This window comes from Candidimonas nitroreducens (genome assembly GCF_002209565.1).
Taxonomy (GTDB): Bacteria; Pseudomonadota; Gammaproteobacteria; order Burkholderiales; family Burkholderiaceae_B; genus Candidimonas; species Candidimonas nitroreducens.
Window position 1 is genome coordinate 796364 of sequence record NZ_NJIH01000003.1, and the last position, 25858, is coordinate 822221.

At 63.9% G+C, this 25858-nt stretch carries 22 protein-coding genes and 1 pseudogene; 12 read left to right on the plus strand and 11 right to left on the minus strand.

The window, feature by feature from the left end; genetic code table 11:
* Positions 1 to 86: 86 nt before the first annotated feature.
* Entirely contained in the window at positions 87 to 488 is a 402-nt protein-coding gene (locus tag CEY11_RS07260) for a GFA family protein (RefSeq protein WP_088602661.1), read from the minus strand.
* 138 nt (positions 489 to 626) lie between these two features.
* Here CEY11_RS07260 and CEY11_RS07265 point away from each other — a divergent pair, with 138 nt between their 5' ends.
* Together CEY11_RS07265 and CEY11_RS07270 are read left to right on the plus strand one after the other, a co-directional pair.
* Positions 627 to 857, plus strand: coding sequence for a CopG family transcriptional regulator (locus tag CEY11_RS07265; protein ID WP_088602662.1), 231 nt, complete (start codon positions 627 to 629; stop codon positions 855 to 857).
* 3 nt (positions 858 to 860) lie between these two features.
* Positions 861 to 1271, plus strand: a complete 411-nt coding sequence (locus tag CEY11_RS07270) for a type II toxin-antitoxin system VapC family toxin (RefSeq protein ID WP_088602663.1) — start codon at positions 861 to 863, stop codon at positions 1269 to 1271.
* Positions 1272 to 1429: 158 nt separating this feature from the next.
* On the opposite strand, the pseudogene CEY11_RS07275 reads toward CEY11_RS07270, so the two are convergent.
* The 4 genes and pseudogenes from CEY11_RS07275 to CEY11_RS07290 form a co-directional block, all read right to left on the minus strand.
* Positions 1430 to 1768: pseudogene (locus tag CEY11_RS07275) on the minus strand (ATP-binding cassette domain-containing protein); the annotation flags it as partial.
* Between the two features lie 9 nt (positions 1769 to 1777).
* Positions 1778 to 3079, minus strand: a complete 1302-nt coding sequence (locus tag CEY11_RS07280; RefSeq protein ID WP_088602665.1) for an ABC transporter ATP-binding protein — start codon at positions 3077 to 3079, stop codon at positions 1778 to 1780.
* A gap of 123 nt (positions 3080 to 3202) precedes the next feature.
* A complete protein-coding gene (locus tag CEY11_RS07285) occupies positions 3203 to 4957 on the minus strand; it encodes an ABC transporter permease (protein ID WP_088602666.1) in 1755 nt (584 codons plus the stop codon).
* A gap of 279 nt (positions 4958 to 5236) precedes the next feature.
* The gene (locus CEY11_RS07290; RefSeq protein WP_158215225.1) at positions 5237 to 6220 is read right to left on the minus strand and encodes a Bug family tripartite tricarboxylate transporter substrate binding protein; all 984 of its coding nucleotides are present in this window, start codon (positions 6218 to 6220) and stop codon (positions 5237 to 5239) included.
* 253 nt (positions 6221 to 6473) lie between these two features.
* On the opposite strand from CEY11_RS07290, the gene CEY11_RS07295 reads away from it, so the two are divergent.
* Positions 6474 to 8072: an AMP-binding protein gene (locus CEY11_RS07295; RefSeq protein ID WP_088602668.1), complete on the plus strand. Its 1599-nt coding sequence runs from the start codon at positions 6474 to 6476 to the stop codon at positions 8070 to 8072.
* Positions 8073 to 8084: 12 nt separating this feature from the next.
* Here CEY11_RS07295 and CEY11_RS07300 read toward each other — a convergent pair whose 3' ends face one another.
* The gene (locus tag CEY11_RS07300; RefSeq protein ID WP_088602669.1) at positions 8085 to 8978 is read right to left on the minus strand and encodes a LysR family transcriptional regulator; all 894 of its coding nucleotides are present in this window, start codon (positions 8976 to 8978) and stop codon (positions 8085 to 8087) included.
* Between the two features lie 103 nt (positions 8979 to 9081).
* Here CEY11_RS07300 and CEY11_RS07305 point away from each other — a divergent pair, with 103 nt between their 5' ends.
* The 7 genes from CEY11_RS07305 to CEY11_RS07335 all read left to right on the plus strand — a co-directional run bounded on the left by CEY11_RS07305 (position 9082) and on the right by CEY11_RS07335 (position 16622).
* Positions 9082 to 10257 (plus strand): acyl-CoA dehydrogenase family protein, encoded by a 1176-nt coding sequence (locus CEY11_RS07305; protein ID WP_088602670.1) that lies wholly within the window; start codon positions 9082 to 9084, stop codon positions 10255 to 10257.
* Between the two features lie 319 nt (positions 10258 to 10576).
* Positions 10577 to 11617 carry a Bug family tripartite tricarboxylate transporter substrate binding protein gene (locus CEY11_RS07310; RefSeq protein WP_088602671.1) on the plus strand — a complete coding sequence of 347 codons (1041 nt, stop codon included), beginning with the start codon at positions 10577 to 10579 and terminating at the stop codon, positions 11615 to 11617.
* A gap of 251 nt (positions 11618 to 11868) precedes the next feature.
* On the plus strand, positions 11869 to 12858 hold the full coding sequence (locus CEY11_RS07315) for a LysR substrate-binding domain-containing protein (protein ID WP_233154751.1): 990 nt from the start codon (positions 11869 to 11871) through the stop codon (positions 12856 to 12858).
* A gap of 180 nt (positions 12859 to 13038) precedes the next feature.
* Positions 13039 to 13740, plus strand: a complete 702-nt coding sequence (locus CEY11_RS07320) for a maleate cis-trans isomerase family protein (protein ID WP_088602672.1) — start codon at positions 13039 to 13041, stop codon at positions 13738 to 13740.
* A 144-nt stretch (positions 13741 to 13884) separates the two neighbouring features.
* Positions 13885 to 14946 (plus strand): Bug family tripartite tricarboxylate transporter substrate binding protein, encoded by a 1062-nt coding sequence (locus CEY11_RS07325; RefSeq protein ID WP_088602673.1) that lies wholly within the window; start codon positions 13885 to 13887, stop codon positions 14944 to 14946.
* Between the two features lie 17 nt (positions 14947 to 14963).
* Positions 14964 to 15809: an amidohydrolase family protein gene (locus CEY11_RS07330; RefSeq protein ID WP_158215226.1), complete on the plus strand. Its 846-nt coding sequence runs from the start codon at positions 14964 to 14966 to the stop codon at positions 15807 to 15809.
* 12 nt (positions 15810 to 15821) lie between these two features.
* Positions 15822 to 16622 (plus strand): HpcH/HpaI aldolase family protein, encoded by an 801-nt coding sequence (locus CEY11_RS07335; protein WP_088602675.1) that lies wholly within the window; start codon positions 15822 to 15824, stop codon positions 16620 to 16622.
* A 53-nt stretch (positions 16623 to 16675) separates the two neighbouring features.
* Here the strand turns inward: CEY11_RS07335 and CEY11_RS07340 are convergent, their stop codons facing one another.
* Positions 16676 to 17971, minus strand: a complete 1296-nt coding sequence (locus CEY11_RS07340; RefSeq protein ID WP_088602676.1) for an MFS transporter — start codon at positions 17969 to 17971, stop codon at positions 16676 to 16678.
* A gap of 90 nt (positions 17972 to 18061) precedes the next feature.
* Between CEY11_RS07340 and CEY11_RS07345 the strand changes: the two genes are divergently transcribed.
* Positions 18062 to 20569, plus strand: a complete 2508-nt coding sequence (locus CEY11_RS07345; protein WP_143322724.1) for a heavy metal translocating P-type ATPase — start codon at positions 18062 to 18064, stop codon at positions 20567 to 20569.
* On the opposite strand, the gene CEY11_RS07350 is transcribed toward CEY11_RS07345, so the two are convergent.
* Positions 20570 to 21295 (minus strand): IclR family transcriptional regulator, encoded by a 726-nt coding sequence (locus CEY11_RS07350; protein WP_233154752.1) that lies wholly within the window; start codon positions 21293 to 21295, stop codon positions 20570 to 20572.
* A gap of 291 nt (positions 21296 to 21586) precedes the next feature.
* On the opposite strand from CEY11_RS07350, the gene CEY11_RS07355 reads away from it, so the two are divergent.
* On the plus strand, positions 21587 to 22555 hold the full coding sequence (locus tag CEY11_RS07355) for a Bug family tripartite tricarboxylate transporter substrate binding protein (protein ID WP_088602678.1): 969 nt from the start codon (positions 21587 to 21589) through the stop codon (positions 22553 to 22555).
* Between the two features lie 110 nt (positions 22556 to 22665).
* Here CEY11_RS07355 and CEY11_RS07360 read toward each other — a convergent pair whose 3' ends face one another.
* The 3 genes from CEY11_RS07360 to CEY11_RS07370 form a co-directional block, all read right to left on the minus strand.
* A complete protein-coding gene (locus CEY11_RS07360) occupies positions 22666 to 23700 on the minus strand; it encodes an amidohydrolase family protein (RefSeq protein WP_088602776.1) in 1035 nt (344 codons plus the stop codon).
* Positions 23701 to 23887: 187 nt separating this feature from the next.
* Positions 23888 to 24844, minus strand: coding sequence for a Bug family tripartite tricarboxylate transporter substrate binding protein (locus CEY11_RS07365; RefSeq protein WP_088602679.1), 957 nt, complete (start codon positions 24842 to 24844; stop codon positions 23888 to 23890).
* Positions 24845 to 24932: 88 nt separating this feature from the next.
* On the minus strand, positions 24933 to 25847 hold the full coding sequence (locus tag CEY11_RS07370; protein ID WP_088602680.1) for an SMP-30/gluconolactonase/LRE family protein: 915 nt from the start codon (positions 25845 to 25847) through the stop codon (positions 24933 to 24935).
* Between the last annotated feature and the right edge of the window lie 11 nt (positions 25848 to 25858).

The following is a 25858-nucleotide window of genomic DNA, read 5'->3' on the forward strand; positions in this document are numbered from 1 at the left end:
ATTGAGAACGGTAGATTACGGCTGGAAATTATCATAAGAATAATCCGGCTTTGCCGTAAGTACGCTCCGTTGACAGTTAGGCTTTGTCAGTTCGCGGGAGGCCATTCGGGGTGGCTGGCTTGGGTGTTGGTTTCCAGCCATGGCACGTCGTGCGACGTCCAAATGTGCATGACTGGCTTCACGCCAGGGTCGTCGTCAAGGGTTGGCACGCGCAGGATGAGGTGCGGCTGTGCGGGGCGCTCCGCAATAAGATGGCTGCCGCAAAGCGAACAGAAGTGCCGGAATTTCCCTGGAGACGATTGGAAAGACCGTACATGATGCACTCCCGCAGTCCACTGGAATCGGTCACGCATGACGCGGGCCGTTGTCGTGAATGCGGCGGCGTGGGCCTTGCGGCATGTCTTGCAATGGCAGTGCGTAATAGGTGAGTCCAGGCCTTGGATCTGATAGCGAACGGATCCGCATAGGCAACTGCCTGTCAGTGACATTGGTTTCCCCTAAAAGAGTGATGGAAAGCCAGCCGGCAAGCGCTGGATGCCTGACTCGGATGTCTGGCTCTGAGAGAGTAAGTGGAGCTATCCACTTATAATATAAAATATATGTGTTTACTGCTATGGGGTACGAAAATGTCGCAAATCACTTTGTACCTGGATGAAGGCACACAGGAATTGATCGAGCGCTCGGCAAAGGCGCAGGGTGTGTCGAAAAGCCGCTGGGTGGCCGATCTTATCCGCAAGCATGCCGGAGAGGCGTGGCCGCAGGACTGTCTTGATCTGGCAGGCCGCTTTCCGGATTTCCCACTGCGCGACGAACCTGCAGAGCCGTCTGCAGAGGATGCCGCGCGACTCGGGTGGTAGGTAATGTGGCTGCTCGATAGCAATACGATCAGCTATTATTTTCGGGGCGAGCCGCAAGTCGTTGCGCGGATGCGGGCGGCGCGGCCGGCCGATCTTGGCGTGCCTGCTATCGTCGAGTACGAACTGCGCTATGGGATGTTGCGCTTGCCGCGAAAGCTTGCCGAGCCAAGACTGGCGGCGCTTACGCAATTGCTCGCGCCATTGCAGGTGATGGCTTTCGACACCGAGTGTGCCGGCTGTGCCGCCAGGATTCGTGCAAGCCTGGAGTCGGCAGGTACACCGATTGGGCCGCATGACACGCTGATTGCCGCAACCGCGCTGCGCTATCAGGCGACCCTTGTGACGCGCAATGTGCGTGAATTTTCTCGAGTGCCAGGCCTGCTCTGGGAAAATTGGCATGGGAACGATGGCTGATTCCATTTCTAAATCAATCGTGCTCGCGAAATCGAAGCGCAGACAGTGCGCCTGGTACGGTAAGCGAAGCTGCCAAAGTGCGCGGTTGATTTAGACGTGGAATGAGAGAAAGCAGTAGTGGCTGGCCCCATCCCCGAGAATGCGTGCGCTGCCCGCTTCTACAAGCCCAGATAAGCCTTCCTCACCTGATCTGATGCGCTGATTTCCTGTGCTGTGCCCTGCAGCGCGATCTTGCCGCTTTGCATCACATACGCCTGCCCGGCCAGTTCCAGGGCTTCGGCCATGTTTTGTTCCACCAGCAGTATGGACGTGCCGCTCTGGTTCAGGCTGGCGAGGTTGTCGAAGACGGTTTCCACCAGCAGGGGCGACAGGCCCAGGCTGGGTTCGTCGACCAGCAATAGCCGCGGGCCGCTCATCATGGCGCGGCTTATGGCCAGCATCTGGCGCTCGCCGCCGGAAAGCGTGCCGGCGATTTGCGCGCGGCGCTCGGCCAGGCGGCGAGCCGATCAGGACTCGACGTCTTCCAGGCTGAAAGTCTCGGCCTGGTCGTCGTAGGAAAAGATCTCGGCGTAGCGGCCCCAGTTGATGACGGATTCCAGGGTTTCCTCGGCCGCGCTGTCGGACAGGAAATCTTCCAGTTCCTGTTCGAAGCGCACCCTGGGGGCCCGGTGGCCGGGGCGCTCGTTGAGCACCGCGCGGATGCGCGCCGCCATGGGCACCGAGCGCAGCAGCCGTTCGGCGAACATCTGCTTGCGTTCCTGTGTGCCGCCGTCGGCAAAGGCCTTGCCGGCCGGGGTCAGGATGATGTCGCCTTCGCGCACGTCGGCAAAGCCCAGGTGCTGCAGCATTTCCGCCACCGGAAACAGGTCGTCGACCTCCAGGTGCTGGGTGCGGGCGATTTCCGGCAGGTCGGCGCGGCCGTTGTAGGGCGCCATGGCCAGGGTTTCCATCAGGCCGGCCATCAGGTTGGTCGACACCTGCGGCAGCCAAGTGCCGAGTTCCAGCTCCTTGCGTATGCCGCCGGCCCCGGAGCGTGCGGTCATGCGGGCGTAGATGTCGTCCACCAGGCGGCGAAACGCCGGGTCGAGGCGGTTGCGCGGGTGCGGGAAGGGCACCTTGATTTCTGCTATGACCCGGCCCGGGTTGGACGACAGCACCAGGATGCGGTCGCACATGAAGACCGCCTCTTCGATATTGTGCGTGACGATTAGTACGGACTCGATCTTCAAACGCCGCTCGTTCCACAGGTCGAGCAGGTCGGTGCGCAGGGTCTCGGCCGTCAGCACGTCCAGCGCCGAGAAGGGCTCGTCCATCAGCAGCACGGTCGGATCCACCACCAGCGCCCGGGCGAAGCCGACGCGCTGGCGCATGCCGCCCGACAGCTCGCGCGGGTAGGCGTTCTCGAAGCCGTCCAGGCCGATCAGGTCGATGGCGGCCAGCGCCCGCTGGCGCCGCTCCTGGGCTGGGACGCCCAGGGCTTCCAGGCCCGCCTCGACGTTCTGCAGCACGGTCAGCCAGGGGAACAGCGCAAAGGTCTGGAACACCATGGCCACGCCGTCGGCCGGGCCGTCCAGCTCTGCGCCGCGGTAGACGACGCTGCCGCCGCTGGGCCGGATCAGGCCGGCGATGATGCGCAGCAGCGTGGACTTGCCCGAGCCCGAGCGGCCCAGCAGGCCGACGATTTCCTTGCGGCCCAGGCTCAGGTTGACGTCGTCGAGCACCAGCAGTTCGTCCTGGGGCTTGCTGAAGCCGCGCCGCACGTTCTGGACGCGCAGGATCTCGTTCGGGTTGGCGGTATGGTCAGGCATGATGTGGCCTTGAACGGGCGGGTAGGGCCGTGCCGGCGGGCGCGGCCGTGTGGGGGAAGGCGGTATGGAGATCATGCATGTTGAGGCCCGCCATTGCGGTTCCCCTTTTAGTGTGAACGGGCCCTAATCCATACGCAGCCGGGCATCCGCGTAGGCGTATAGCGGGCGCCACAGCAGGCGGTTGACCAGGGTGACGAACAGCGACATGACCGCTATCCCCAGGATGATCTTGGGGAAGTCGCCGGCGATGGTGTTGTGCGCGATATAGGCGCCCAGCCCATGCGCAGCCACCTTGTCGCTGCCCCACGATACATATTCGGAAACGATGCTGGCATTCCAGGCCCCGCCCGCGGCGGTGATGGCGCCGGTGACGTAATAGGGGAATATGCCGGGCAGCATGACCTGCTTCCACCACTGCCAGCCGCGGATTCGGAAGTTGGCCGCGGCTTCCTTGAAGTCGTTGGGAAAGGCCGAGGCGCCGGCGATCACGTTGAACAATATATACCACTGCGTGCCCAGTATGATGAGCGGCGACAGCCAGATGTCGGCATTCAGGCGGTACCTGACGATAAGCACCACGAACACTGGGAACAGCAGATTGGCCGGGAAGGCCGCCAGGAACTGCGCCAGCGGCTGCACCTTCTCGGCCAGTGCCGGGCGCAGGCCGATCAGCACGCCCAGCGGCACCCACACCAGCGAGGCCAGTGCAATCAGCAGCATGACGCGCAGCAGGGTGATGGCGCCCAGCACGAAGACGTGGCCGACCTCGGGCAGGCCCACGCCGGTACTTGCAAAAGCGACCACCCGATACAGCAGGTACAGGGTGGCAAGCAGAATGCACAGCACCCAGGCCACGTCGGCCAGTTTCGACGGCGGGCGCGTCTCTGCGGCTGCGGCGGGCGCGCGCCCATGGCGGCCGCCGGCAGCCGCCATGGGCAGGCGGGCCAGCGCGGCCAGCACCCCGCCCAGGGGCTTTAGCAGCAGGGTGATCAGGCGCGTGCGCCGCACCAGATCCAGCAGCCACGATTCGGGGGAACTGGCCGACACGGTGTTTTCCATGCGGAACTTGTCGGCCCAGGCCACCAGCGGGCGGAACAGCAACTGGTCGTAGGCCAGGATGACCAGCGCCATGGTCAGGATGACGTAGCCCACCGCTGGCAGGTCGCGGTGCTGAATGGCCGTGGCCAGATAGGAGCCGACCCCGGGCAGCGTGATGGTCTGGTTGCCCACCGTGATGGCCTCGGAGGCGACCACGAAGAACCAGCCGCCCGACATCGACATCATCATGTTCCAGACCAGGCCGGGCATGGCGTAGGGCACCTCCAGCTTCCAGAAGCGCTGCCAGGGGCTGAGCCGGAAGTTGCGGGCGACTTCCAGCAGGTCGCGCGGCACCGAGCGCATGGACTGGTAGAAGCTGAAGGCCATGTTCCAGGCCTGGCTGGTGAAAATGGCGAAGATGGCGGCACATTCGGCACCGACCACACGACCCGGGAACAGTGCCAGGAAGAAGGTGACGGTGAATGAGATGTAACCCAGCACCGGCACCGACTGCAGGATGTCGAGGATGGGCACCAGCACTTTTTCGGCGCGGCGGCTCTTGGCGGCCAGCGTGCCATAGACCAGGGTGAAGAGCAGCGAGGCGCACATGGCCGCCAGCATGCGCAGGGTGGTGCGCAGGGCATAGTCGGGCAGCGCCGCGGGCGACAGCGAGATCGCCTGGGTCTGCAGCACCGAGATGGGCGCCATGGTCTGGTGGTAGCCCACCACCCCCATGGCGATCAAGCAGATGATCAGCGGAAAGGCGATGAAATCCCAGCGATTGGGCAGTAGCCGCGACGCGGAGGCGCTGAACGCCGGACTGAGAATATTCAAACGCATGGGACGGCTGCGGCGCGGAGTTGCGGGCCAGCGAAATGGAATGACGAGAGTGGCGGTATTGTCGCCGAAGCCGCGACCGTCGTGGGTGAATATCCGGAAAAAATTCGTGAAAGCCGGAACGGCTTCGGTAAAACCGGAGCTGTTCGGGTAAAACCGCCATGTTTTAAAAAAACGGGGCCAGCTTACACGAGAACTGTTACGGTTCTTGTGTAACCCGGCCCCGCTTCAGCGGAAACCAGCCGCAGCGCGGCGGCGCCGCGGGCAAACGCGGCTGATAAGCTATTTCTGCACCAGGTGCAGCGCCTTGACGACCGGGCCGTAGCGCTGCGCCTCCTCGTCTATCATCTTGTGGAACTGCTCCGGCGTGCCGGGCAGCGCCTGGAACGACAGCTCGTGGAAGCGCTGCAGCACTTCGGGGTCGTGCAGCGCCGCGTTGATCGCCTGGTTCAGCCGATCCACGATTTTCTGCGGCGTGCCCTTGGGCACCGCGATTCCCGCCCAGCTGCCGCTGTCGAAACCCTGGTAGCCGAGCTCGGAGATAGTAGGCACGTCGGGCAGCGAAGGTGCGCGCTCCTTGCCGGTGACCGCCATGGCGCGGATCTTGCCGGACTGGATGAAGGGCAGCGCCGGCGCCACGGCGACGATGCCCACGCCGATCTGGCCTCCGGCCAGGTCATTGAGCATATTGCTGCCGCCGCGATAGGGGATCTGCGTGGCCTGGAAGCCGAAGTGCTTGCGAACTTCCTCAAAAGTCAGGTGCATGGAAGTGCCCACGCCCGGGCTGCCGTAGCTGAGTTTGCCCGGATTGGCCTTGGCATAGGCCACCATGTCCTTGAACGTCTTGGCCGGCAGGGACTTGCTGGCCAGGATCACGTGCGGCGCGATGCTGATCGCGCCGACCGGCTCCAGGTCGGCCACCGGGTCATAGGAAAGACCAGGCGACAGGTACTTGGCGATGGCGAAATTGCCGCCGTATTCCAGCAGGGTATAGCCGTCGGGCTTGGAGGCTGCCACCTTGGCGCCGCCCACGTTGCCGCCGGCGCCACCGACGTTTTCCACGATGATGCTCTGGCCGAGATTCTTGCTCATGGGCTTGGCCACCAGGCGGGCCAGGAAGTCGAACTGGCCGCCGGCGCTGAAGGGCACGATCAGGTGGATGGGCCTGGAGGGGAAGGCGTCGTCCGCGGCCAGGGCGGGCGCCGCCGCGCACAGGCCGAGCAGGCCGCACAGCGCCAGTCGCGGGGCGAGGGTTGCGATTTTCATATCAAGGGTCTCCTGTGATGTGGATGCGCATCGACCCGGAGTGTGGATCCGGTGTGGGGTTCGAGCGTACGGCCTCATTTGTAGCCCAGCCGGGCCGTGTGCCTGATTCCGCAACAACCCGACCCGATAACCGCAGGGCATGAGGGGAAAGGTGATAACGGCGGGGCATAGGAATCGCCGAAAGCGTTATCCCGCCCGGCGCGGCCAGGCCGCACCATTGCATCCACATTCCCTAGCTTCGAGGCCTGACTCCATGAATCAAGGACGCTTCATCAGCCGCAATGCGCGGTACTGGCGCGATCACACCGCCATCATCTTCAACGACATACGCATCAGCTACAGCCAGCTCGACACCCGCACGAACCGGCTGGCCAGCGCCTTGCTGGGCCTGGGGCTGGCCAAGGGCGACCGCGTCGCCGTCCAGGCCTGGAACCGGCCCGAGATCATCGAGCTGGAATGCGCGCTGTACAAGGCCGGGCTGGTCAAGGTGGGGCTCAATGCCCGGCTCGCGCCGGCCGAGCTGGTCGAGACCGTGAACAATGCGGATGCGCGGGTGCTGCTGGTGGATCGGGCGCACTGGGACAGCGTGATGGCCGTGGCTGCCGATTTGCCGGGCGTCGAGCATATCGTCGCCATCGGCGCATCATACGGCCAGGAGGACGCCGGTGCGCGATCCCCCGCGCATCCCGCGGGCGGCCGCGCATACTCGTACGAAGGCCTGCTGGCCGCGGCCGCCGACCACAACCCCGATGCCGAGATGCAGGCCAGCGACCTGGCCGTGCTGCATTTCACGTCGGGCTCGACCGGCAAGCTCAAGGCCGCCATGCAGACCGTGGGCAACCGCATGGCCTCGCTGCGCAAGGTGGTCATGGGCCGCATGCGGGCCGACCCGGGCGACGTGCTGGCCCTGGCCGGCCCCATCACCCATGCCAGCGGCATGTTCATGCAGCCCTTCCTGTTCCAGGGGGGCACCATACTGCTGCACGAGCGCTTCGACCCCGAGCGCTTCCTGGCCGCCGCGCAGCAGTACCGCGCCAAGTTCACGTTCATGGTGCCGACCATGGTCAATATGCTGATCACGCACCCATCGCTGCACCGCTACGACCTGAGCGCGCTGCGCCAGATATCTTACGGCGGGGCGCCGATGGCGCCGGCGCGCATCCGCGAGGCCTGGGAAGTGCTGGGGCCGGTGCTGGCCCAGGGCTACGGCGCGGGCGAGACCACCGGCGGCATGATCATGCTAAGTACTGCTGATCACGGCCGCGCCATGCAGGCCAGGCCCGAACTGCTGCTGTCCTGCGGGCGGCCCTTCGGCGAAACCGAGGTGCGCCTGCTGGACGACCAGGGTGTGCCGGTGCCCGCCGGCGAGATCGGCGAGATCGCCGTGCGCGGGCCCGACGTGTTCGCCGGCTATTGGCGCGAACCCGAGCTGAGCGCCAAGGCGCTGCACGGCGAGTGGTGCCACACGGGCGACCTGGCTCGCGCCGACGAGGAAGGCTATATGTACATCGTCGACCGCAAGAAGGACATGATCATTTCGGGCGGCTTCAATGTCTATCCCACGGAAGTCGAGCAGGTCTTGTACCAGCATCCCGAGGTCTTCGAGGCCTGCGTGTTCGGCGTGCCGGACGATCTCTGGGGCGAGTCGGTCAAGGCGGCCGTGGTGCTCAAGCCCGGCGCGGCGGTCGACGCGGCCGCCCTGGCGGCCCATTGCAAGGCGCTGCTGGCAGACTTCAAGAAGCCCCGCTCCATCGAGATTCTGAACGAACTGCCGAAGAATCCGAACGGCAAGATCTCCCGGAAGATGCTCAAGGATCCGTACTGGGCCGGGCAGGATCGGCGCGTGGGCTGAGGCCCGCGCCGTTTACAGCGCGGGCTTGTTCTGGTGCAGCATCTCGATGAAGCGCAGCGCCAGCGGCGACAGGTACGAGCCGCGGCGCGTGGTTATGCCCATGCGCCGCGGCCAAGACGCCTCGCGCAGCGGAATCGCACGCAGCCCGCGGCTTTCGGGGCGCTTCATGGACGATTCGGTGGCCACGGTCAGCATGTCGGTGGCGCGCACCATGCTGACCATCGAGAAGCTGGTCGAGCTGGATTCCACCACCACGTTGGGCGGGGGCAGGCCGTTTTCGGTGAAGCGGGCGTCGATGGTGCGACGCGCCACCACCTTGCGCCCGGGCAGCAGCCACGCGGCCTGCGCCAGGTCGGCCAGTTGCAGCCGCGGCTTCAGGAACAGCGGATGGCCCTCGCGCGCGATCACGTGCAAATTATCCGAGAACAGCGCCTGCTGGTCGAAGTCGGGGGCGGACGGCGTTTGCTGGGCACTGATGCACAAGTCCAGGTCGCCCACGCGCAGGGCCGCGAACAGCCGGTCGTTCAGGCCTATCGTCACCTGCACGCGGGCTGCCGGACGCTGCTGCAGCAGCAGGGCGCAGGTGGTGCCGAAGTAATCGGCGTAATTGGGCGGCACGCCCACCCGCAGCATGCCGACCTTGCCCAGGTGCAGGTCGTTGGCTTCCCTGACCGCCTGATCCATGGCGAACCTGACCTCGCGCGCCCGCTCGAAAAAGGCCTGCCCCACCGTGGTAAGCACCATGCCCTTGGGCGTGCGCTCGAACAACTGCAGGTTCAGTTCCCGTTCCAGCCGCTGCACGCCCTTGGTAAGGGCCGGCTGGGTCTGGCCGAGCTGTTCCGAGGCGCGCCCCACGTGCCCGGTTTCGGCGACGGCCAGAAAATAGTTCAGGTCTTCCAGGCGCACGGCATTCCTCTGCGTTATCGAAATCTTCGCAAGGATAATCCGCCCATCCCGCCGGCGCTGTCAACATGAGGCTGTTCGTACCGATCAATGTCCGAGGCGACTCATGAACCCTACACACGCGGCCGCAAGTGCGGAACTGCAGTCCATCCGGGAAAGACTGCACCAGTACATCACCGAAGAACTCATTCCTTTTGAACGCGCCAGCGGCTTCACCTACGAAGACCGCTACTCCAAGGAAACCGTGCGCGCGGTCTGGCAGCGCTGCCGCGAACTGGGATTCTATGGCCTGCAGGTGCCTCCGGCGCTGGGCGGCAAAGGCCTGGGGGTGCAGGATCTGTGCGTGCTCAAGGACGACGTGGCGGCCTCGGGCGCCATACTCTTTCCGCACATATTGGGCGACTGGGGCGGCCCGTCGCGCATCGGCAATCTCATCAAATACGCCACGCCCGAGCAGGTCGAGCGCTTCATCCTGCCCGTGGTGCGCGGCGAGATGGGCACTTGCTTTGCCATGACCGAACCCGAGTCGGGCTCGGACGCCGGCAGTATCCGCACCCGCGCCGTGCGCGACGGCGACGACTATGTGATCACCGGCCGCAAGCATTACATCAGCGCCTCGGCCTTTGCTGACTATGCAATCACCATGTGCGTGACCGATCCCGACAAGGGCACCGACGGCATATCGGCCATCCTGGTCGAGCTGGATCGGCCCGGCGTGTCGCTGACCTACGATTGCCTGCCCATGACCGGGCAGCACGTCGACGCCGACATCGAGTTCGATCACGTGCGCGTGCCGCGCGCCAATCTGCTAGGCACGGAGGGCGCAGGCTTCAAGACGGCGATGGGCCGCATCAGCGTCAACCGCCTGCTGCATTGCCCCACCATGACCGGGCTGGCGCGCCAGGCCTACGAGATGGCGCTGGACTACGCGGGGCGCCGCCGCCAGTTCGGTGGCCCGATCAGCCGCTTCCAGGCCATCCAGCACATGCTGGCCGACATGGCCACCGGCCTGTATGCCTGCACCAGCATGATCATGGACGCGGCCCGCAAGGCCGATGCGGGACAGGACATCCGCAAGGAAGCCTCGATGTGCAAGCTGTTCGTATCGGAAAAATGCTTCGAGATCGCCGACAAGGCCATGCAGATACACGGCAACGTCGGCGTGACCAAGAACCACCCGGTGGAATTCATCTTCCGCCGCCTGCGGCTATACCGCATCGTGACCGGAACCAGCGAGATCCAGCGCAACACCATCGCCAAGGCGGTGCTGGGGCGGGCATAGTCAGGAGCCGGCGCACGTAGGGGCCGCCTCGATGGGTGGCCGGTATGCGCCAAACCAGGGGTATGCGAGATCGCTGGCTGGTATCCAGCGCGCCGCGATTGCCGGCCCGTTATCAGTTCATGCTATAGCTGCTGTCAGAATTCTCTAATTCCGCGATGGGTACTCGGGCAATAGAATTGATGCATGTATTCGAAAGCAACGCTGCACGCTTGCACTATTGATCTACTTCAGTGCGTTGCGGCGGCGTGTATCAATGGCCTCGGGGGCTGGCGCCACCTTTTTGCTTTGAGCTTCGCGCTGTCGCCGCCGGCATATTCCCATGGAATCGTCCTGGCCCGGCCGGCTGTCACTTTCCGAAGAAAAGGAGCAGGCGATGGATAGACGGACTGTTCTGCAGGGAGGTCTATGCGGATGCGTGGCAGCCATGCTGTCGCACAGTACATGGGCTGCGGCCGCAGATAGCTACCCCGCCCGGTCGGTACACGTGATTCTGCCGTTCCCTCCTGGCGGCGCTATCGATCGAATGGCACGTGTTGCCTCGCAAATGCTCAGCACGCAACTGCATCAATCCTATATTGTCGAAAGCATGCCGGGGGCTGGTGGCACAATTGGCACCTCGTTCGTCGTGCGAGCGCCCGCTGATGGCTATACATTGTTGGCGGCGTCCGCGTCGGCGATTACCATCGCCCCCTATATGCACAAGGTTCTGCCTTATGACCCAGTTACCGACCTGCAGCCCATCGTCATGCTGGGTGACAGCCCGATCGCCGTGGTGGTGCGGCAGGAATCGCCTATCAAGACGCTCCAGCAGTTGATCGACATGGCGAAGGCCGAGCCCGGCAAGCTGTCGTTCGGTTCGGCGGGCTATGGTACCGCCGCCCATCTCGGAGGGGTGCTGTTTGAGTGGCGGGCCGAAGTGAGCCTGCTGCACGTGCCCTACCAGGGTGTTTCTCCGGCGCTGGTCGATCTGCTGGGCGGCCGCGTCGATATGATGTTCGTGAACTATACCGTTGTGGATCCTCAAGTGCGGGCCGGAAAGCTAAGGGTGCTGGCAATCGCCGCCGATGCCCGTATGACTGGCCAGCCGCAATTCCCCACCGCGGAAGAACTTGGCATCCATGGCTATATCGCCGGAAACTGGAACGGATTGATGGCGCCGGCTAAAACCCCGCGCGCGATCGTCGACAAGATCAACAAAGTCGTAGTCCAGGGCTTTAAGGATCCAAAACTGTTGGCGAGGATGTCCGACATGGGTATGATCCCTGTGACCGGCACGCCCGACGACTTTGCTGCCCGTATCCGCAAAGAGGCCGCGCAAATGAAGGAATTGGTTGCCAAGGCCGGCATCAAGCCGATGTGATTGTTCCAGAACCCGCGGTATTACTTCGCTTTGGACTGCGGCACGAGCCGGGGGCGGCAAAAATCGTGCATGGCACCGCGCTCTGCGTCCCGGCAAGATACTTCAGATGATGCCACTGTATTCGGCTTGCTCGAATATTTCTTAGGGAAATCTCCAATACTGTCGCGACTTCCCTGCCTCATACGATGGCCGCTGGAGACGACGCGTGCGGAATAAACCGTTGCGCTCGCACCTCTTTCAAGGCGGCCATCATGATAGATCTAAGGCAATTTCGATATTTCGTACAGATTGTCGAAAGTGGAAGTCTGGCCAAAGCTTCGCGTCAGTTATCCATTGTCCAGCCTGCTCTCAGCCAGCAAATCGCCAAACTGGAGGAGGACATCGGCCGGCCCTTGTTGGTGCGTTCGTCCCGAGGCGTTACACCCACTCCGAACGGCACCGCGCTGTACCATCATGCCAAGTTCGTGCTGAGGCAGGTCGACCAGGCCGTCGTCATTGCCCGAAAAGAAAAATCTGCGTTAAGCGGATGTGTGAAGCTCGGGCTTGCTCCCACCACGAACTGCCAGCTAGGGCTGCCATTGATGCGGCACATCCGGCAATGCATGCCGGGCGTGTCTATCAATGTGATCGAGGGCATGAGCGTCCATTTGCAGCATATGGCCCAGATTGGTGAGCTCGATCTCGCCATCCTGTTCCACCCGAAGGCCGCAAGCGAGATGGAATTCGAGCCGCTGCTGGAAGAGGACTTGTTCGTTATCCTGCCGGCAGACAGCCCGCTGGTGCCGCCCATGAAAAAGTCGTTGTCTCTTGAGGAAATAGCCAGCCTTCCCCTCATCGTCCCCAGTACCGACCGCGGCTTGCGCCGCTGTATCACGGCTGAATTCAGCCATGCGAATGTGCCGCTGAACGCAGTTGCCGAGATCGACTCGCTTCCGCTGCTTATGCGATGCCTGGCCGACGGCATGGGCGTCACAATCAAACCCATGGCTGCCATTCATTCGTGGCGAGAGCCGGAATATTGGCGTGTGTTGCCGATTGCCGATGCGCAGATGAAGCGAACCAGCCTGCTGTACTCCTTACCCGAAAAGAAATTGTCGCCATGCGCTTCGGTGGTGAGAGACGAGTTGTACTTGCTGATACGTGAGCTCATCGGCTCGGGGAGCTGGCAGGGCGCCCGCTTGCTCGGGCCGGAGCCGGCATTCGTGCAGTCTCCGCACTTGGAAGCCGACGAGGTCAACTGATTTCCTGGCGCTGTGTTTCGCCGCGGCCGCTCATATAGCGTCGTACGAGCGCAGCTTGTATGAGCGCACTGCCAGTGCGCTATCAGTTTCCGCTATAGCAGGCGTCAGAATTCTCTAATTTCGCGATATGGGCCAGGACAATAGAATGGTCGCATCCTAATCACTGCGGCAGTCTCTTCCATGTCCAACGGAAACCTGAGGGTAATTCTGGTCGTGCCGGCTAACAACACGACGATGGAGCCCGAAATCCGGGCCTACTGTCCCGCCATTACGGAATTGACCGTCGTGCGCGTTCCGCGCCCGCCCCGGCCGCTCGAAGTCAGCGACCTGCCGCAGTACCGGAAGAACACGATCGACGCCATTGAGCCACTGATCGGCGACGGGGCCGACCTGGCCATCTACGGTTGTACTTCCGCAGGGTTTTTGGCTGGGCCGGCCGGCGACACCGCTTTCGTACAAGCGATTTCCGAATTCGTACAAGCTCCCACCGTGAGTACCTCTACGGCGATTCTGGCGGCGCTGGCGGATGCGGGCATCGATCAGGTCGATGTCGTATCGCCCTATGTGGACTGGAAGAGCGAAATGCTCAGGACTTTCCTTACCAGCTCGGGCATCCGCGTTGGCCGCCTGGAGTCGTTCCATGCACAGAACCCCACCGAACTAGGCCGGATCACGTCCGTACAGGTCACGGAAAAGTGCATAGAAACGGCGTCTTCGGACGGGCATGCCCTTTTCATCGCATGCTCTCAGCTGCCGACCCGTGAAATTATCCCGGGTCTCGCCGAACGCTTGCACCGCCCAGTCTGGTCTTCAGTCAAGGCAGCTGCCTGGCAGGCAATGCAGTGGCTCGGCGCCGAGCCCACACCCCCCGCGGGGCGGTGACCCGTTTGTGGGCGCATATGGTGCCCAGCCATATCGGGATAGCTTCACCACGGGCCGGCGAATGACCATATATCAGGAGGGCGCCTCCTCGCGAGGTGCATCTCTACGCATAACGATGTCGTTCATCGGCACAAGGAGACTAACATGCACACCTTTCCTGACCGCTACAGTGACACCGATTGCCGCTCCACGCAACAGCGCGGTACAAAGCCGGGCCCACGGCTCGCGCGGCGCAGGTTTTCGCTTTCATTACTTGGCTTGACACTGATCGGCCGAAATATAAACGCATGGGCGCAGTCTGACGCCGGCTACCCCAGCCGGCCTGTGGAAATCATCCTGCCGTTCTCTGCCGGGTCGGCCGCGGACGCCATATCCCGACTGTGTGCTCAGGCACTGTCCCAGAAATTCGGGCAATCGTTCATTGTCGAGAATGTCGCTGGTGCGGGAGGTGTCATTGGCACCGGGAAAGTCGCCCATCTGCCCCCCGATGGGTACAACCTCGTTGTTGCGTCGGCAGCAACGGTGGTGATGGCACCGTTCCTGTACCATAAACTTCCCTACGATCCGGCACGCCTGGTGCCGATCGGCACGATGGGCGACAGCCCGGTCGTCGTCACGATTCCCGCAAAATCAAAAATTCACACCCTGGCCGAGTTGGTTGCTGCGGCCAAGGCTGCTCCTGGAAAATTGAGCTTCGGCTCGGGCGGCAGTGGATCGGCTGCGCACATCGCCGGGGAAATGTTCCAGTGGAAGACGGGAACCCACTTTACGCATGTTCCGTATCGGGGTGTCGGGGCCGCCGTGCCCGACTTGGTCGCCGGCCGGATCAACGCGTTGTTCTCCAGTTACCCGTCCGTGCGCGCTATGGTTCAGGCCGGTTCGTTGCGGGTGCTCGCCGTCGCTTCTCACCGGCGTTCGGATTTGGTCGGGATGAATATCCCTACCGCAGCCGAGGCGGGCGTCAAAGGCTATATCCAGAGCGCCTGGAACGGGTTGATGGGGCCGGCGGGCCTGCCGGCCGGCATCGTGAATAAGCTCAACGCGGCCCTGAATGAGATTCTGCACGATCCGGCTACCGTCAAGCGCTTGGCAGGTATGGGCATGGTTCCGATTCCTGGAACACCGGCAGAGCTTGCAAAACGAATCGCTGATGAAACAGCCGAAATGCGGGCTCTGACCAAGATAGTCAAGATCACTAAAAACTGATGTCAAAAAGGACGACCATGACCGAGGCTCGAGCGAGGCTGGGTGCAATCTGCGATACCCACGTTCATATCTTCGAATCACGCGAGCGCTATCCCTTGAAGACTGGCGAATTGCGCTCCGAGCCGCCCGATGCGCCGCTAGCACGGTTACTGGCGGAAAGCGGGCCCGAAGGCGTGAGACGTGTCGTGTTCGACCAGCCGAGCCATTACGGTTACGACAATCGTTGCATACTCGATGCCGTCGAGACGCTTGGCAGGGATCGAGCGAGGGCCATCGTCTCTATCGACGAAAACACAGTTACCGATACCGAACTCGATGCGCTGCATGCCCGCGGGGCTCGTTCTATCCGAGTCAACTATGGGTATCGATCCACCGATCCCGACATCACCCGCAGAGCTGCCGAGCATGCACACAAGCTGGCTTCGCGGGCTGCCGACCGAGGCTGGCATCTGGAATTTCTTGTACCCAACAGAGCGTTACGCGAACTGCTACCGACTCTGGCCGGACTGCCCTGCGATTTCTCGGTGGGGCATATGGGGGTGTTCCCCGCAGAAAAAGGCGTGAGCCAGGAAGGTTTCGCCGATTTCCTGCGCCTGCACGCCATGGGCCGCTGCTGGATCAAGTTTACAGGCGTCTACCGAATTTCCAAGGCGCCCGATTTCACCGACATCGAACCTATGGCACGTGCCTTTGTCCAGAACAACCCTGACCGTATCGTCTGGGGCAGCGACTGGCCATTCCTGTCGCACCTCGATGTGGTTACCTATCCGCAGCTGCTGGGGCTGTTCGAACAGTGGGTGCCCGATGCCGCGACACAAAGAAGAATCCTGGTCGAAAACCCCGCCCGCCTGTTCGATTTCTAAGAGGTACACATTATGCTCATGAAAGAAAACCGCATCCGCCGTGTCCTGCGTGAGGGCGGCAGCCCGCTTGGTATGCAGATCATGGAGGTCGGCACGCGGGGAGTGGCCAAGATTCTTGAATACGGCGACGTCGATTACGTCATCATCGACATGGAGCACAGCGGCTTCGGCATCGAACGCGTTGCGGATCTGATTGCCTGGTTCAAGGCTACCGATATCGCACCAATCGTTCGGGTGCCAGAGAATCTGTACCATTATCTCGCCGGCGTAATGGACGCCGGCGCCGCAGGCGTGCAGGTGGCCAATATCGATACCGCGGATCAGGCGCGCCAGATAGTCCAGGCCGTGAAATATGCTCCGATGGGTAGCCGCGGACTGGGCCTGACGGCGGCGCATAGCGATTTCCGTACGCCCAAAGCAGATGAGTACTTGCCGTCAGTGAACCAGCAGACCCTTGTTATCACGCAAATCGAAACCCTGGAGGGCCTGAAAAACTGCGATGAAATCGCGCAGGTCGAAGGCATAGACGTGCTCGCCGTCGGAGCCAACGACATGACTTTTTCCTTGGGCATACAGGGCCAGTACGATCATCCGTTGCTGCGTGACGCCATGGAAAAGGTCATTGCCGCTTGCCAGAGGCATGGGAAATTCGGCAAGTGCCATCCGCACAACCAGTCGCAAATCGCCGAATTCGCCCGGATGGGCTACCGGCTCTTCATGGGCAACAGCGACGTGTCGCATCTGCGCCAGGGCATCAAGAAGAGCATGGATAATCTGCGTAGCGAGCTTGCGCCTTTCGTCAAAAATAATTGATCCGGCGCTCGAGGGATGCGCGCTTATTGTTTGTTTCTTCGGCCCGATGTCCATCAGGGGCCGCGCCGCGACAGCCGGGCCAGGATGAGCACGGCCAGCAGGTTGCAGGCGGCGCTGGCCAGGATGGGGACGGCATAGCTGTGGGTCAGGTCGTAGGCGTAGCCGGCGGCGCTGGGGCCGATCAGGTTGCCGAACGCGACGCTGGTGTACAGGATGCCTATCAGGCCGCTGATGTTGCGGCCGCCGAATTCGTCCATGACCAGGGCCGGCAGCAGGGCGACGTAGCCGCCGTAGAACAGGCCGAACAGCAGCGCGAATATAAGTAGCGCCCACATCGAGGTCGAGGCCAGCCATATCAGCAAGGCCAGTGCCATGCCCATCAGCATGGCCAGCAGCGCCGGGCGGCGGCCCAGGCGGTCGGCCACCCCGCCCAGGAAGAAGCGGCCGGCGGTGCTGCCCACGCCGATGGCGCCCATCAGCAAGACCGCGACCGGCTGCGCGATGCCGTGATCCTGGGCATAGGGCACCAGGTGCACGAAAGGCACGAACAGCCCGAATGAGCTGAACAGGCCGGCGGCGTACAGGGCGATGAACGGACGCGAACGCAGCGCGTCGCGGATCGTGGCGCCGGTGGCGTCGGCGGGCCTGGCTGTGGCTGCCCGGTGTGCCGCCGGCGCGGGCTGGGGGAAATGCGCGTCGGATGCGGCGGATTCGGGCGCCGCATCGCCGTCGGGCTGCAGGCCGCGCTGCTGCGGCGAGTCTTCTATCAGCAGCGACATGCCGGCACCCACTACCACGGCAATGGCGGCCAGCACGAGATAAGCGCCGCGCCAGCCCATCAATGGAATCAGCAGCGAAACCAGCGGCGGCATCACCAGCGTGCCCACGCCTATGCCGCTGACCGCCAGCCCCGATGCAAAGCCGCGGCGCCGCACGAACCAGCGCTGCACGGTGCCCATGGCGGGCACGTAGGCGCAGCCCACGCCCAGCCCTACTCCCAGGCCGTAGGCCAGGTAGACCTGGGTCAGGCTTTGCGCCATGCCGGCCGCTGCGAGTCCGGCGGCCGTAAGCAGCATGCCCAGCACCGCCAGGCGCCGCGCACCCCAGCGGTCGGCCAGCGGCCCGCTGATCATGCCGAAGCCGAAATACAGGAATCCGGCCAGCGCGAACACCAGCGAGACCGAGCCGCGCGTGGCGTCGAAATCGTGTTGCAGCGCCTCGATGAAGGCGCTGAATGAGTAGGCGCAGCCGAAGCCGACGAAGGTGACGGCGAAGCCGGCGGCGACTACCAGCCAGCCATAGTACAGGCGGGCTTGCGGCTGGGCGGCGGAGGGCAGGGGCTGTGGCATGCGGTGGCGGCTTGACCTTAACATCGTGGGAAGCCTTACAGTACACCAATCATGGATAAAACGCGGGCCTCCGGCCTGCAATGCACCGAGATGACGCAAACCCTGGATATCAATAACAGCCCCCTGGCGAGCCCCGACGGCGCGGCCGCGGGCACTGTCGCCAGCATCCCCGTGCTGGGCATGAGCTGCGCGTCTTGCGTGGGGCGCGTCGAGCGCGCGCTCGCGGCCGTGCCCGGCGTTGCGCGGGCCAGTGTCAATCTGGCGCGGGAACGGGCCGACATAGCCTTGTCGGACGCCGCGCAATTGCCGGCGGCCGTGCAGGCGGTGGAGGCCGCGGGCTACGAGGTGCCGCGGCAGTCGATGGAACTGGCCGTTGCCGACATGAGCTGCGCGTCCTGCGTGGGCCGCGTCGAGCGGGCCTTGTCCGCCGTGCCCGGCGTGGCCTCGGCCGCGGTCAATCTTGCGACCGGGCGGGCGCAATTGCAGGTCTTGCCCGGCGTGGCGTCCGCTGCCTTGCTGCAGGCGGTGGCGCGTGCCGGCTACGAAGCGCAGGTGCTGGGCGATACGGCGTGGCGGCCCGACGGCACACAGGCCCGGCGCGCGCATGAGCAAGCTGGCCTGCGGCGCGCGCTGATCGTCGCGGTGGTGCTTGCCCTGCCGGTCTTCCTGGCCGAGATGGGCGGCCATGTGTTTCCCGCCTGGCATCACTACATCGAGGCCACCATCGGCCGCCAGGCCAGCTGGGTGGCGCAATTCGTGCTGACCGCCCTGGTGCTGTTCGGCCCCGGCTGGCGCTTCTTCCGCCATGGGGTGCCGGCGCTGCTGCGCGGGGCGCCGGACATGAATTCCCTGGTGGCCTCGGGCACCCTGGCGGCGTTCCTGTATTCCGCGGTTGCCACCTTCGCGCCGGGGCTGCTGCCCGCCGGCACGGTGCACGTGTATTACGAGTCGGCCGCCGTCATCGTTGCCCTGATCCTGCTGGGCCGCTATTTCGAGGCGCGCGCCAAGGGGCGCGCTTCGGCGGCGATCGAGCGCCTGCTCGACCTGCAGCCGCGCATGGCCCGTGTGCTGCGCGGCAACGAGGCGCGCGAGATACCTGTGGAAGAAGTGCGCAGCGGCGACCTGGTTCAGGTGCGCCCGGGCGAACGCATTGCCGTCGATGGCGAAGTGGTGGAAGGCGCCAGCTTCGTCGACGAGTCCATGATCAGCGGCGAGTCCATGCCGGTCGAAAAAGGCCCCGGCGCCTCGCTGGTGGGCGGCACGATGAACCAGAACGGCGCGCTGACGTTCCGGGCGACGCAGGTGGGCGGCGCCACGGTGCTGGCGCAGATCATCCGCATGGTCGAACAGGCGCAAGGTTCCAAGCTGCCCATCCAGGCGCTGGTCGACCGCATCACCATGTGGTTCGTGCCGGCGGTGATGTCCGCCGCGCTGCTCACTTGCGTGCTGTGGCTGGTCTTCGGCCCCGCGCCCTCGCTGGGCCTGGCGCTGGTCAATGCGGTGGCGGTGCTGATCGTGGCCTGCCCCTGCGCCATGGGCCTGGCCACGCCCACCTCCATCATGGTCGGTACCGGCAGGGCGGCGCAGCTGGGCGTGCTGTTCCGCAAGGGCGAGGCGCTGCAGTCCCTGGAAAAGACCAGCGTGCTGGCGGTCGACAAGACGGGCACGCTGACCAAGGGCCGGCCCGAACTGACCGACCTGCTGCCCGCCCCCGGCTTCGACCGGCTGCGGGTTCTGGGGCTGCTTGCGGCCGTAGAGGCGAAATCCGAACATCCGATCGCCCGCGCCATCGTCGCCGCGGCCCAGGCCGAAGGCATTGCCGTGGCCGAGGCGCGCGGCTTTGCGGCGGCCACGGGCATGGGCGCCGGCGCCGAGGTGGAGGGCGTTCGGGTGGACGTCGGCGCCGACCGCTATATGGCGCAGCTGGGCCTGGATGTATCGGCCTTTGCCATGGCGGCGCAAGGGCTGGGCGAGCAGGGCAGGACGCCGCTGTATGCCGCCGTCGGCGGCCGGCTGGCCGCGATGCTGGCGGTTGCCGACCCGCTGCGGGACACTACGGCCCAGGCCCTGCGCACGCTGCACGGCCTGGGCCTGAAGGTCGCCATGCTCACCGGCGACAACCGGCGCACCGCGCAGGCGATCGCCTCGCAGCTGGGCATCGACGAGGTCGTTGCCGAAGTGCTGCCCGCCGGCAAGGTAGATGCCGTGCGGCGCCTGCAGGCCCGTTACGGTGTGCTTGCCTATGTGGGCGACGGCATCAACGATGCGCCGGCGCTGGCCGCGGCGGACGTCGGGCTGGCCGTGGGCGGAGGCACCGACATTGCCATCGAGGCGGCGGATGTGGTGCTGATGTCGGGTGATCTGGCCGGCGTGGCGGCGGCCATCGATCTGTCGCGGGCCACGATGCGCAACATCCGGCAGAATCTGTTCTGGGCCTTTGCGTACAACGTGGCGCTGATCCCGGTGGCCGCGGGCGTGCTGTACCTCTTCGGCGGCCCGCTGCTCTCGCCGGTGTTCGCGGCGGCGGCCATGGCCTTGTCCAGCGTGTTCGTGCTGGGCAATGCGCTGCGGCTGCGGCGCTTCCGGCCGCGGGCCTGATCAGCGGGCCAAGGTCACCGCGCGCTTGCCCCCCAGCGCTATGGACAACTGGTTGGCCTTGCCCACCAGGGTTTCCGCAAAGGCCTCGAGCTTTTTTTTCGGCAGGCGGGTAAGGGGGCCCGAGATGCTGATGGCTCCCAGCAGCTGCCAGTTGACCCCGTATACCGGGGCCGACACGCTGGCCACGTCGGCGTCGCGTTCCCCCAGAGAAATGTAGTAGCCCTTGCGCCGGATGCTGTCGAACGCGGGGCCGGGGGCTCCGGTGAAGGCCAGTATCACTTGCCCGGGCGAGCCTTTTTCCAGCGGCAGGACTTGTCCGACACGGATGTGGAAGCGGATCGCCTGCGGCCCCTCGACGCGGTACAGGCATATGCGGGCATTGCCTTCGCGCACGAAGAAGGTCGAGCTTTCTCCCGACAGCTTGGACAGTTCCTGCAGGACGGGTTCGACCGAGGCCGTGACGTCGAACGATGCCTGGTAGCGGGCGCCCAGCCATCCGGAGGCAGGCCCCAGGCGCCATGCGCCGTCTTCGCGATAGACGAGGTATTGATGCGTGGCCAGGGTGCGGGCGATGCGTAATACCGTGGTCTTGTGCAGCCCGGTGCGGCGGCTGAGCTCGGCCAGGGACAGGTAGCCGTCCTGCACGCTGAAGGCTTCCAATAAGCCTATCGCCCTGTTGACCGAGATGACCCCCGTATCGGGTGCTGCGTCTGGTTTCTCTTTCAAAGCCCTCTCCTCGATCTGTCTGGAACGGCTCGCCCCATGGCCTGTCTGGCACGGGCTGTCCGGCATGGGGCGGCATGGCCGCCGCATTACGTGCACCGTATTTCAACAGAAGAAATGGAATTGTGCACTACAAAACATGATTTTATAGTCGTTCGCGGCGGATAAATAAAGCCCCTCAGCCATTTGCAGTGTGCGGCGCATAGATTGAATTTTATTTTCTGCCGGGTTGTCGCAAACCGAAAGTCGTCCCGTTTGGGGCGGCAAAGATATTTCCCTATGGAGGAGTGTTTGATGAAATCGATATCTGCCCTGGCAGCGCTGTCGGCCATGGCATTGGCCGGTACGACGCATGCCAGCAGCGCGAGTTATCCGGTGAATCCGGTAAAGGTCGTGGTCGGATTCAGCGCGGGAGGCCCCACCGATGTGGTGGCGCGCGCTTTCGCCAATTTTGCCAGCCAGAAGGCGGGGCAGAGCTTTATCGTCGAGAACAAGCCGGGAGCCAATTCGACGATTGCCGCCCAATATGTCAGCCAGGAAAAGCCCGACGGCTACACGGTGCTGCTGGCGGCAACGAATCTCACCACCACCCCGGCCCTGTACGGCAACAGGATCCGGTTCAATGTCGAGAAATCGTTTGCGCCGATCTGCGCCTTTGCCAAGAGTCCGACCGTGCTGGTGGTAGGGCCTTCGCTGCCCGTCAAGAGCCTGCAGGACGTCATCGCCAGGGCGAAGAAGAGTCCGGGTAAATATTCGGTCGCGTCCCCCGGAGTCGGCAGTTCGGGGCATTTCGCGATGGCCAAGTTCGAGGAAATCACGGGCACCAAATTCAATCACATTCCCTACAACGGCGCCGCGCCGGCGATTACGGCCCTGATGGGCGGCCAGGTGGACATGTCGTTTGCCACTTTGGGTTCCGTATTGTCCCAGTTGAAGTCCGGCAAGCTCAAGGTGGTGGCGGTCGCGTCGAGCGCGCGCTTGAAGTCCCTGCCCAATGTGCCGACCTTTGCCGAGGACGGCATCAAGAATTATTCCGAGGACGCATGGTACGGCCTGCTGGCCCCGGCAGGCGCCCCGAAGGCGGCCTTGTCGGCGCTGGAGGAATACGCGCGCGGATTCCAGGCCGACGCGCAGATGCGGCAGAAGCTCGACGCGCTGGGGCTGCAGCCCGATGCCACTTGCGGGGCAAGCTTCGCCGCCGAGATCAAGCAGGAAGTCGCCAGCTATGGCAAGCTGGCCAAAAAACTCGGGATCCAGAACTGACGCGGCCGCGGGGCTGCCGGCAAGCGTACCGGCAGCCTGGCCGTGTGCCGCATCGGCATTTGACTTGCAACGCCGCGGCCGCTGCCGGCAGGCAGCCTTTGGCCTATGGCTCAGGACACGTCCACGGCGTAGGTGCGTTGCGCGGTGTCGTGGAACAAGTCGGCGACTTCCTGCTGCGAGCATTCCCGGCAGATTTTCTTGTAGGCATTCCACAGCACGTGGTAGGAGTACATGCCTTTGTCGACCGGGAAGTTGCTTTCGAACATGCAGCGCCGGGTGCCGTACAGCTCTACCAGCGTTTCGATGTAGGGGCGCCAGTCTGCGGTCAGCATATCGGACGACGGCGCGGTGTCGAGCTGGTAATGGCGGTAGCCCGTGAGCTTCATGCCGAAGCCTCCCAGCTTGACGCGGATGTTCGGCAGCGCGGCCAGGCTGCGCATGCCGGATCGCCAGTCTTGGAATACTTCGTCGCGCTTGCCGGCATAGGGGCCGACGCCGAGCGGGCCGCCGATGTGGTCGATGATGATAGAGACGTCGGGGCAGGCCCGCGCCAGTTGCAGGACTTCCGGCAGTTGCGTGTGGTAGGCCCATACGTCCAGGCTCAGCCCGTATTTTGCCAGGCGTCCAGCGCCGGCCTGGAAGCGCGCATCCGCCAGCAGGCCCGGCGGCGGCTGTATGGGGTTGCTTCGGACTTCTGCATCTTCATGCCAGGCGGTCGAGTTGCGTATGCCCCGCAGCCGGCCTCCGCCCGCGGGCAGCAGGCGTTCGATCACGGCGTCCACCGCGGCTCCGAGCGTCAGGTCGGCGCAGGCCACGATGCCGGCGCAGCCGCGCCGCGGGCCATACAGCCCGCTGGCAAAGCACGCCGCCACGCCGTTGGCGAATTCCACTTCGCCCACGGGCCTGTAGCGCTCTTCGCCCGACTGCTTGTACATGCTGCGCGACTGCACGAAGACGGTAGCCGCCACGTTGTGGCCGGAAGAGATGTCCGCGTTCAGTTCGTCCAGCAGATACCTGGATCCGGGCCGATCCCAGAGATGGTGGTGCGGATCGATAATCGGCAGTTCGGGCCAGAGGATGTCTTCGCGGCGCGTTGCGAGCCAGTCGGCCCTGATGGGCAGGTGGGGTGAGTTGCTGCTGGTCATGTTCGTAAACCAAAAAATCCCTGGGTTGGGCCGCCCGTCTTGATCTGGCGCGCCGCCGCGGCCGGCATGCCGTGGCGTACGCATTCTATTTTGCTGCCGTGGCGGCCGTGAAAAAACCGGCAAGGAGCGCAGGCTTCTTGCCGGATTGTTGCAGGAAACTACGATCGTAGTCCGCTGCGGCGGGCAATCACTGCACGGCGATATGGGCCTTCTTCACCACGTTCGCCCATTTCGCGAAGTCCTCCGTCAAATATTTCTGGAAGTCTTCCTGCGTGGAGGCCACGACCTCGTTGCCTACCGAGTTGAATTTGGCCTTGACCTCGGGTTCCTGCAGCACTTCCCGTATCGAGGCCTGCAGTTTTTGCACGATCGCCTTGGGGGTGCCCTTGGGCACCAGCATGCCGTTCCATTCGTATGTTTGAAAACCGGGCAGGCCCGACTCGGCCACTGTCGGGGTATCGGGCAGCAGCGGATTGCGCTTGGGCGAGGTGATGGCCAGGGCCCTGAGCTTGCCTTGCTTGACCAGCGCCAGCGCTGAAGAAATATTGGGGAACATCATGTTCACCTGGCCCGCCACGGTCGCCATGATGGCCGGGCCGCCGCTCTTGTAGGGCACGTGCAGCATATCGATGCCCCAGCCCTGCCGGAAGAGTTCGCCCGCCATGAACTGCTCGGTGCCCGTGCCGCCGGAAGTGAAGGTCAGCTTGCCCGGATCGGCCTTGGCGGCCTTGACCAGGTCGGCAACGCTTTTCAGCTTCGAGTTTTCTGGCACGACCAAAATATTGGGCGTGACCGACACCAGTGTCAGTGGCATCAGATCCTTGGCCGGATCGAAGCTCATTTTACGCAGCGCTGGGTTGATCGCCAGCGGGGTCGCATCGTACAGCACGGTGTAGCCATCGGGCTTGGCGTGAGCCACATAGGCCTCGCCGATCATGCCGCTGGCGCCCGACTTGTTTTCGACTACCACGCTTTGATTCAGCTTCTGCCCGAGATGATGTGCGATCAGCCGCGCCAGTGAATCGGCCGTGCCGCCGGGCGCATAAGGCACGACGAAGTTGATGGGCCGGTCGGGATAGGCGGCGGATGCGGCGGCGGGAAGGATGACGGCGGCGCACAGCGCGCCGATGAGCAGTTTCTTCATGGGTTCTCTCCAATTATTTATGAAATGAATCAGTGGGTCGTTTCGTCGTGCGGCTGTGTCGGCACACGCCCCGGCCGCAAAGTAAATATCAGCGAGCAAGGGGCACCCCGGCATGCTGCATCGGGATCGCCAATATCGATCCGCTGGTCGACTCGGTGCAGTACAGCGTTTTGCCGTCCGGGCCGCCGAAGGCGATGTTGGTCAGCGACTTGCCTCGCGGGCTGCGCCAGACCTCGTCGGGTTCGGCTAGTTCGTTCAATACCCAGACGCGGCCCAGGCCGGGGTTGGCGATGATCAGGCGGCCGGCCTGGTCGACGGCCAGGCCGTCGGGGCCGCTGGGGCCGTGGGATGTGAAGAACTGCCCCACCTTGGCGACGCTGCCGTCGGCCATCAGCGGCGCGCGCCAGATGCAGTTGCCGCGGGTCGCCGCGACATAAAGCACTTTCTCGTCGGGGCTCAGGGCGATGCCGTTGGGGCTGGGCACGTTGTGCAGCAGCAGGTCGAGGCGGCCGTCGCGGGCCAGGCGGTATACCCGGCCGCTGGGGTCGTGCAGGCCCGACTGGCCCTGATCCGTGAAATAAAGATTGCCGGCCGTATCGAATATCAGGTCGTTGACGCCCTTGAATCTTTCGGTGTTCCTGCGGGACAGATAAGGGCGAACCTCGCGCCTTGCCAGATCCAGCCGCATCAGGCCGTTCTTGTAGTCGGCGATGACGAGCTGGCCTTCGCCCAGGAACTTCATGCCGTTGGGCTCGCCGTCGTATTCGACGATCAGCGTCCATTGGCGGTCGGGCGATATCTTGAAAATGCGGCCGAACGGAATGTCGGTAACGTACAAGTTGCCCGCGGTGTCGAAGACGGGGCCTTCCAGGAAGGAGTCGACCGCGGTGCCGCCGCGGTTGGCCTTGGCCCATTCCGAAGCCACGCCGGTGCGCCGGTATTTGTCCGGCATCGAGCTGTATATTTCCGCGTCCCGTATTTCCACTTGATGGCTCAGAAACATGGCGTCTTTTC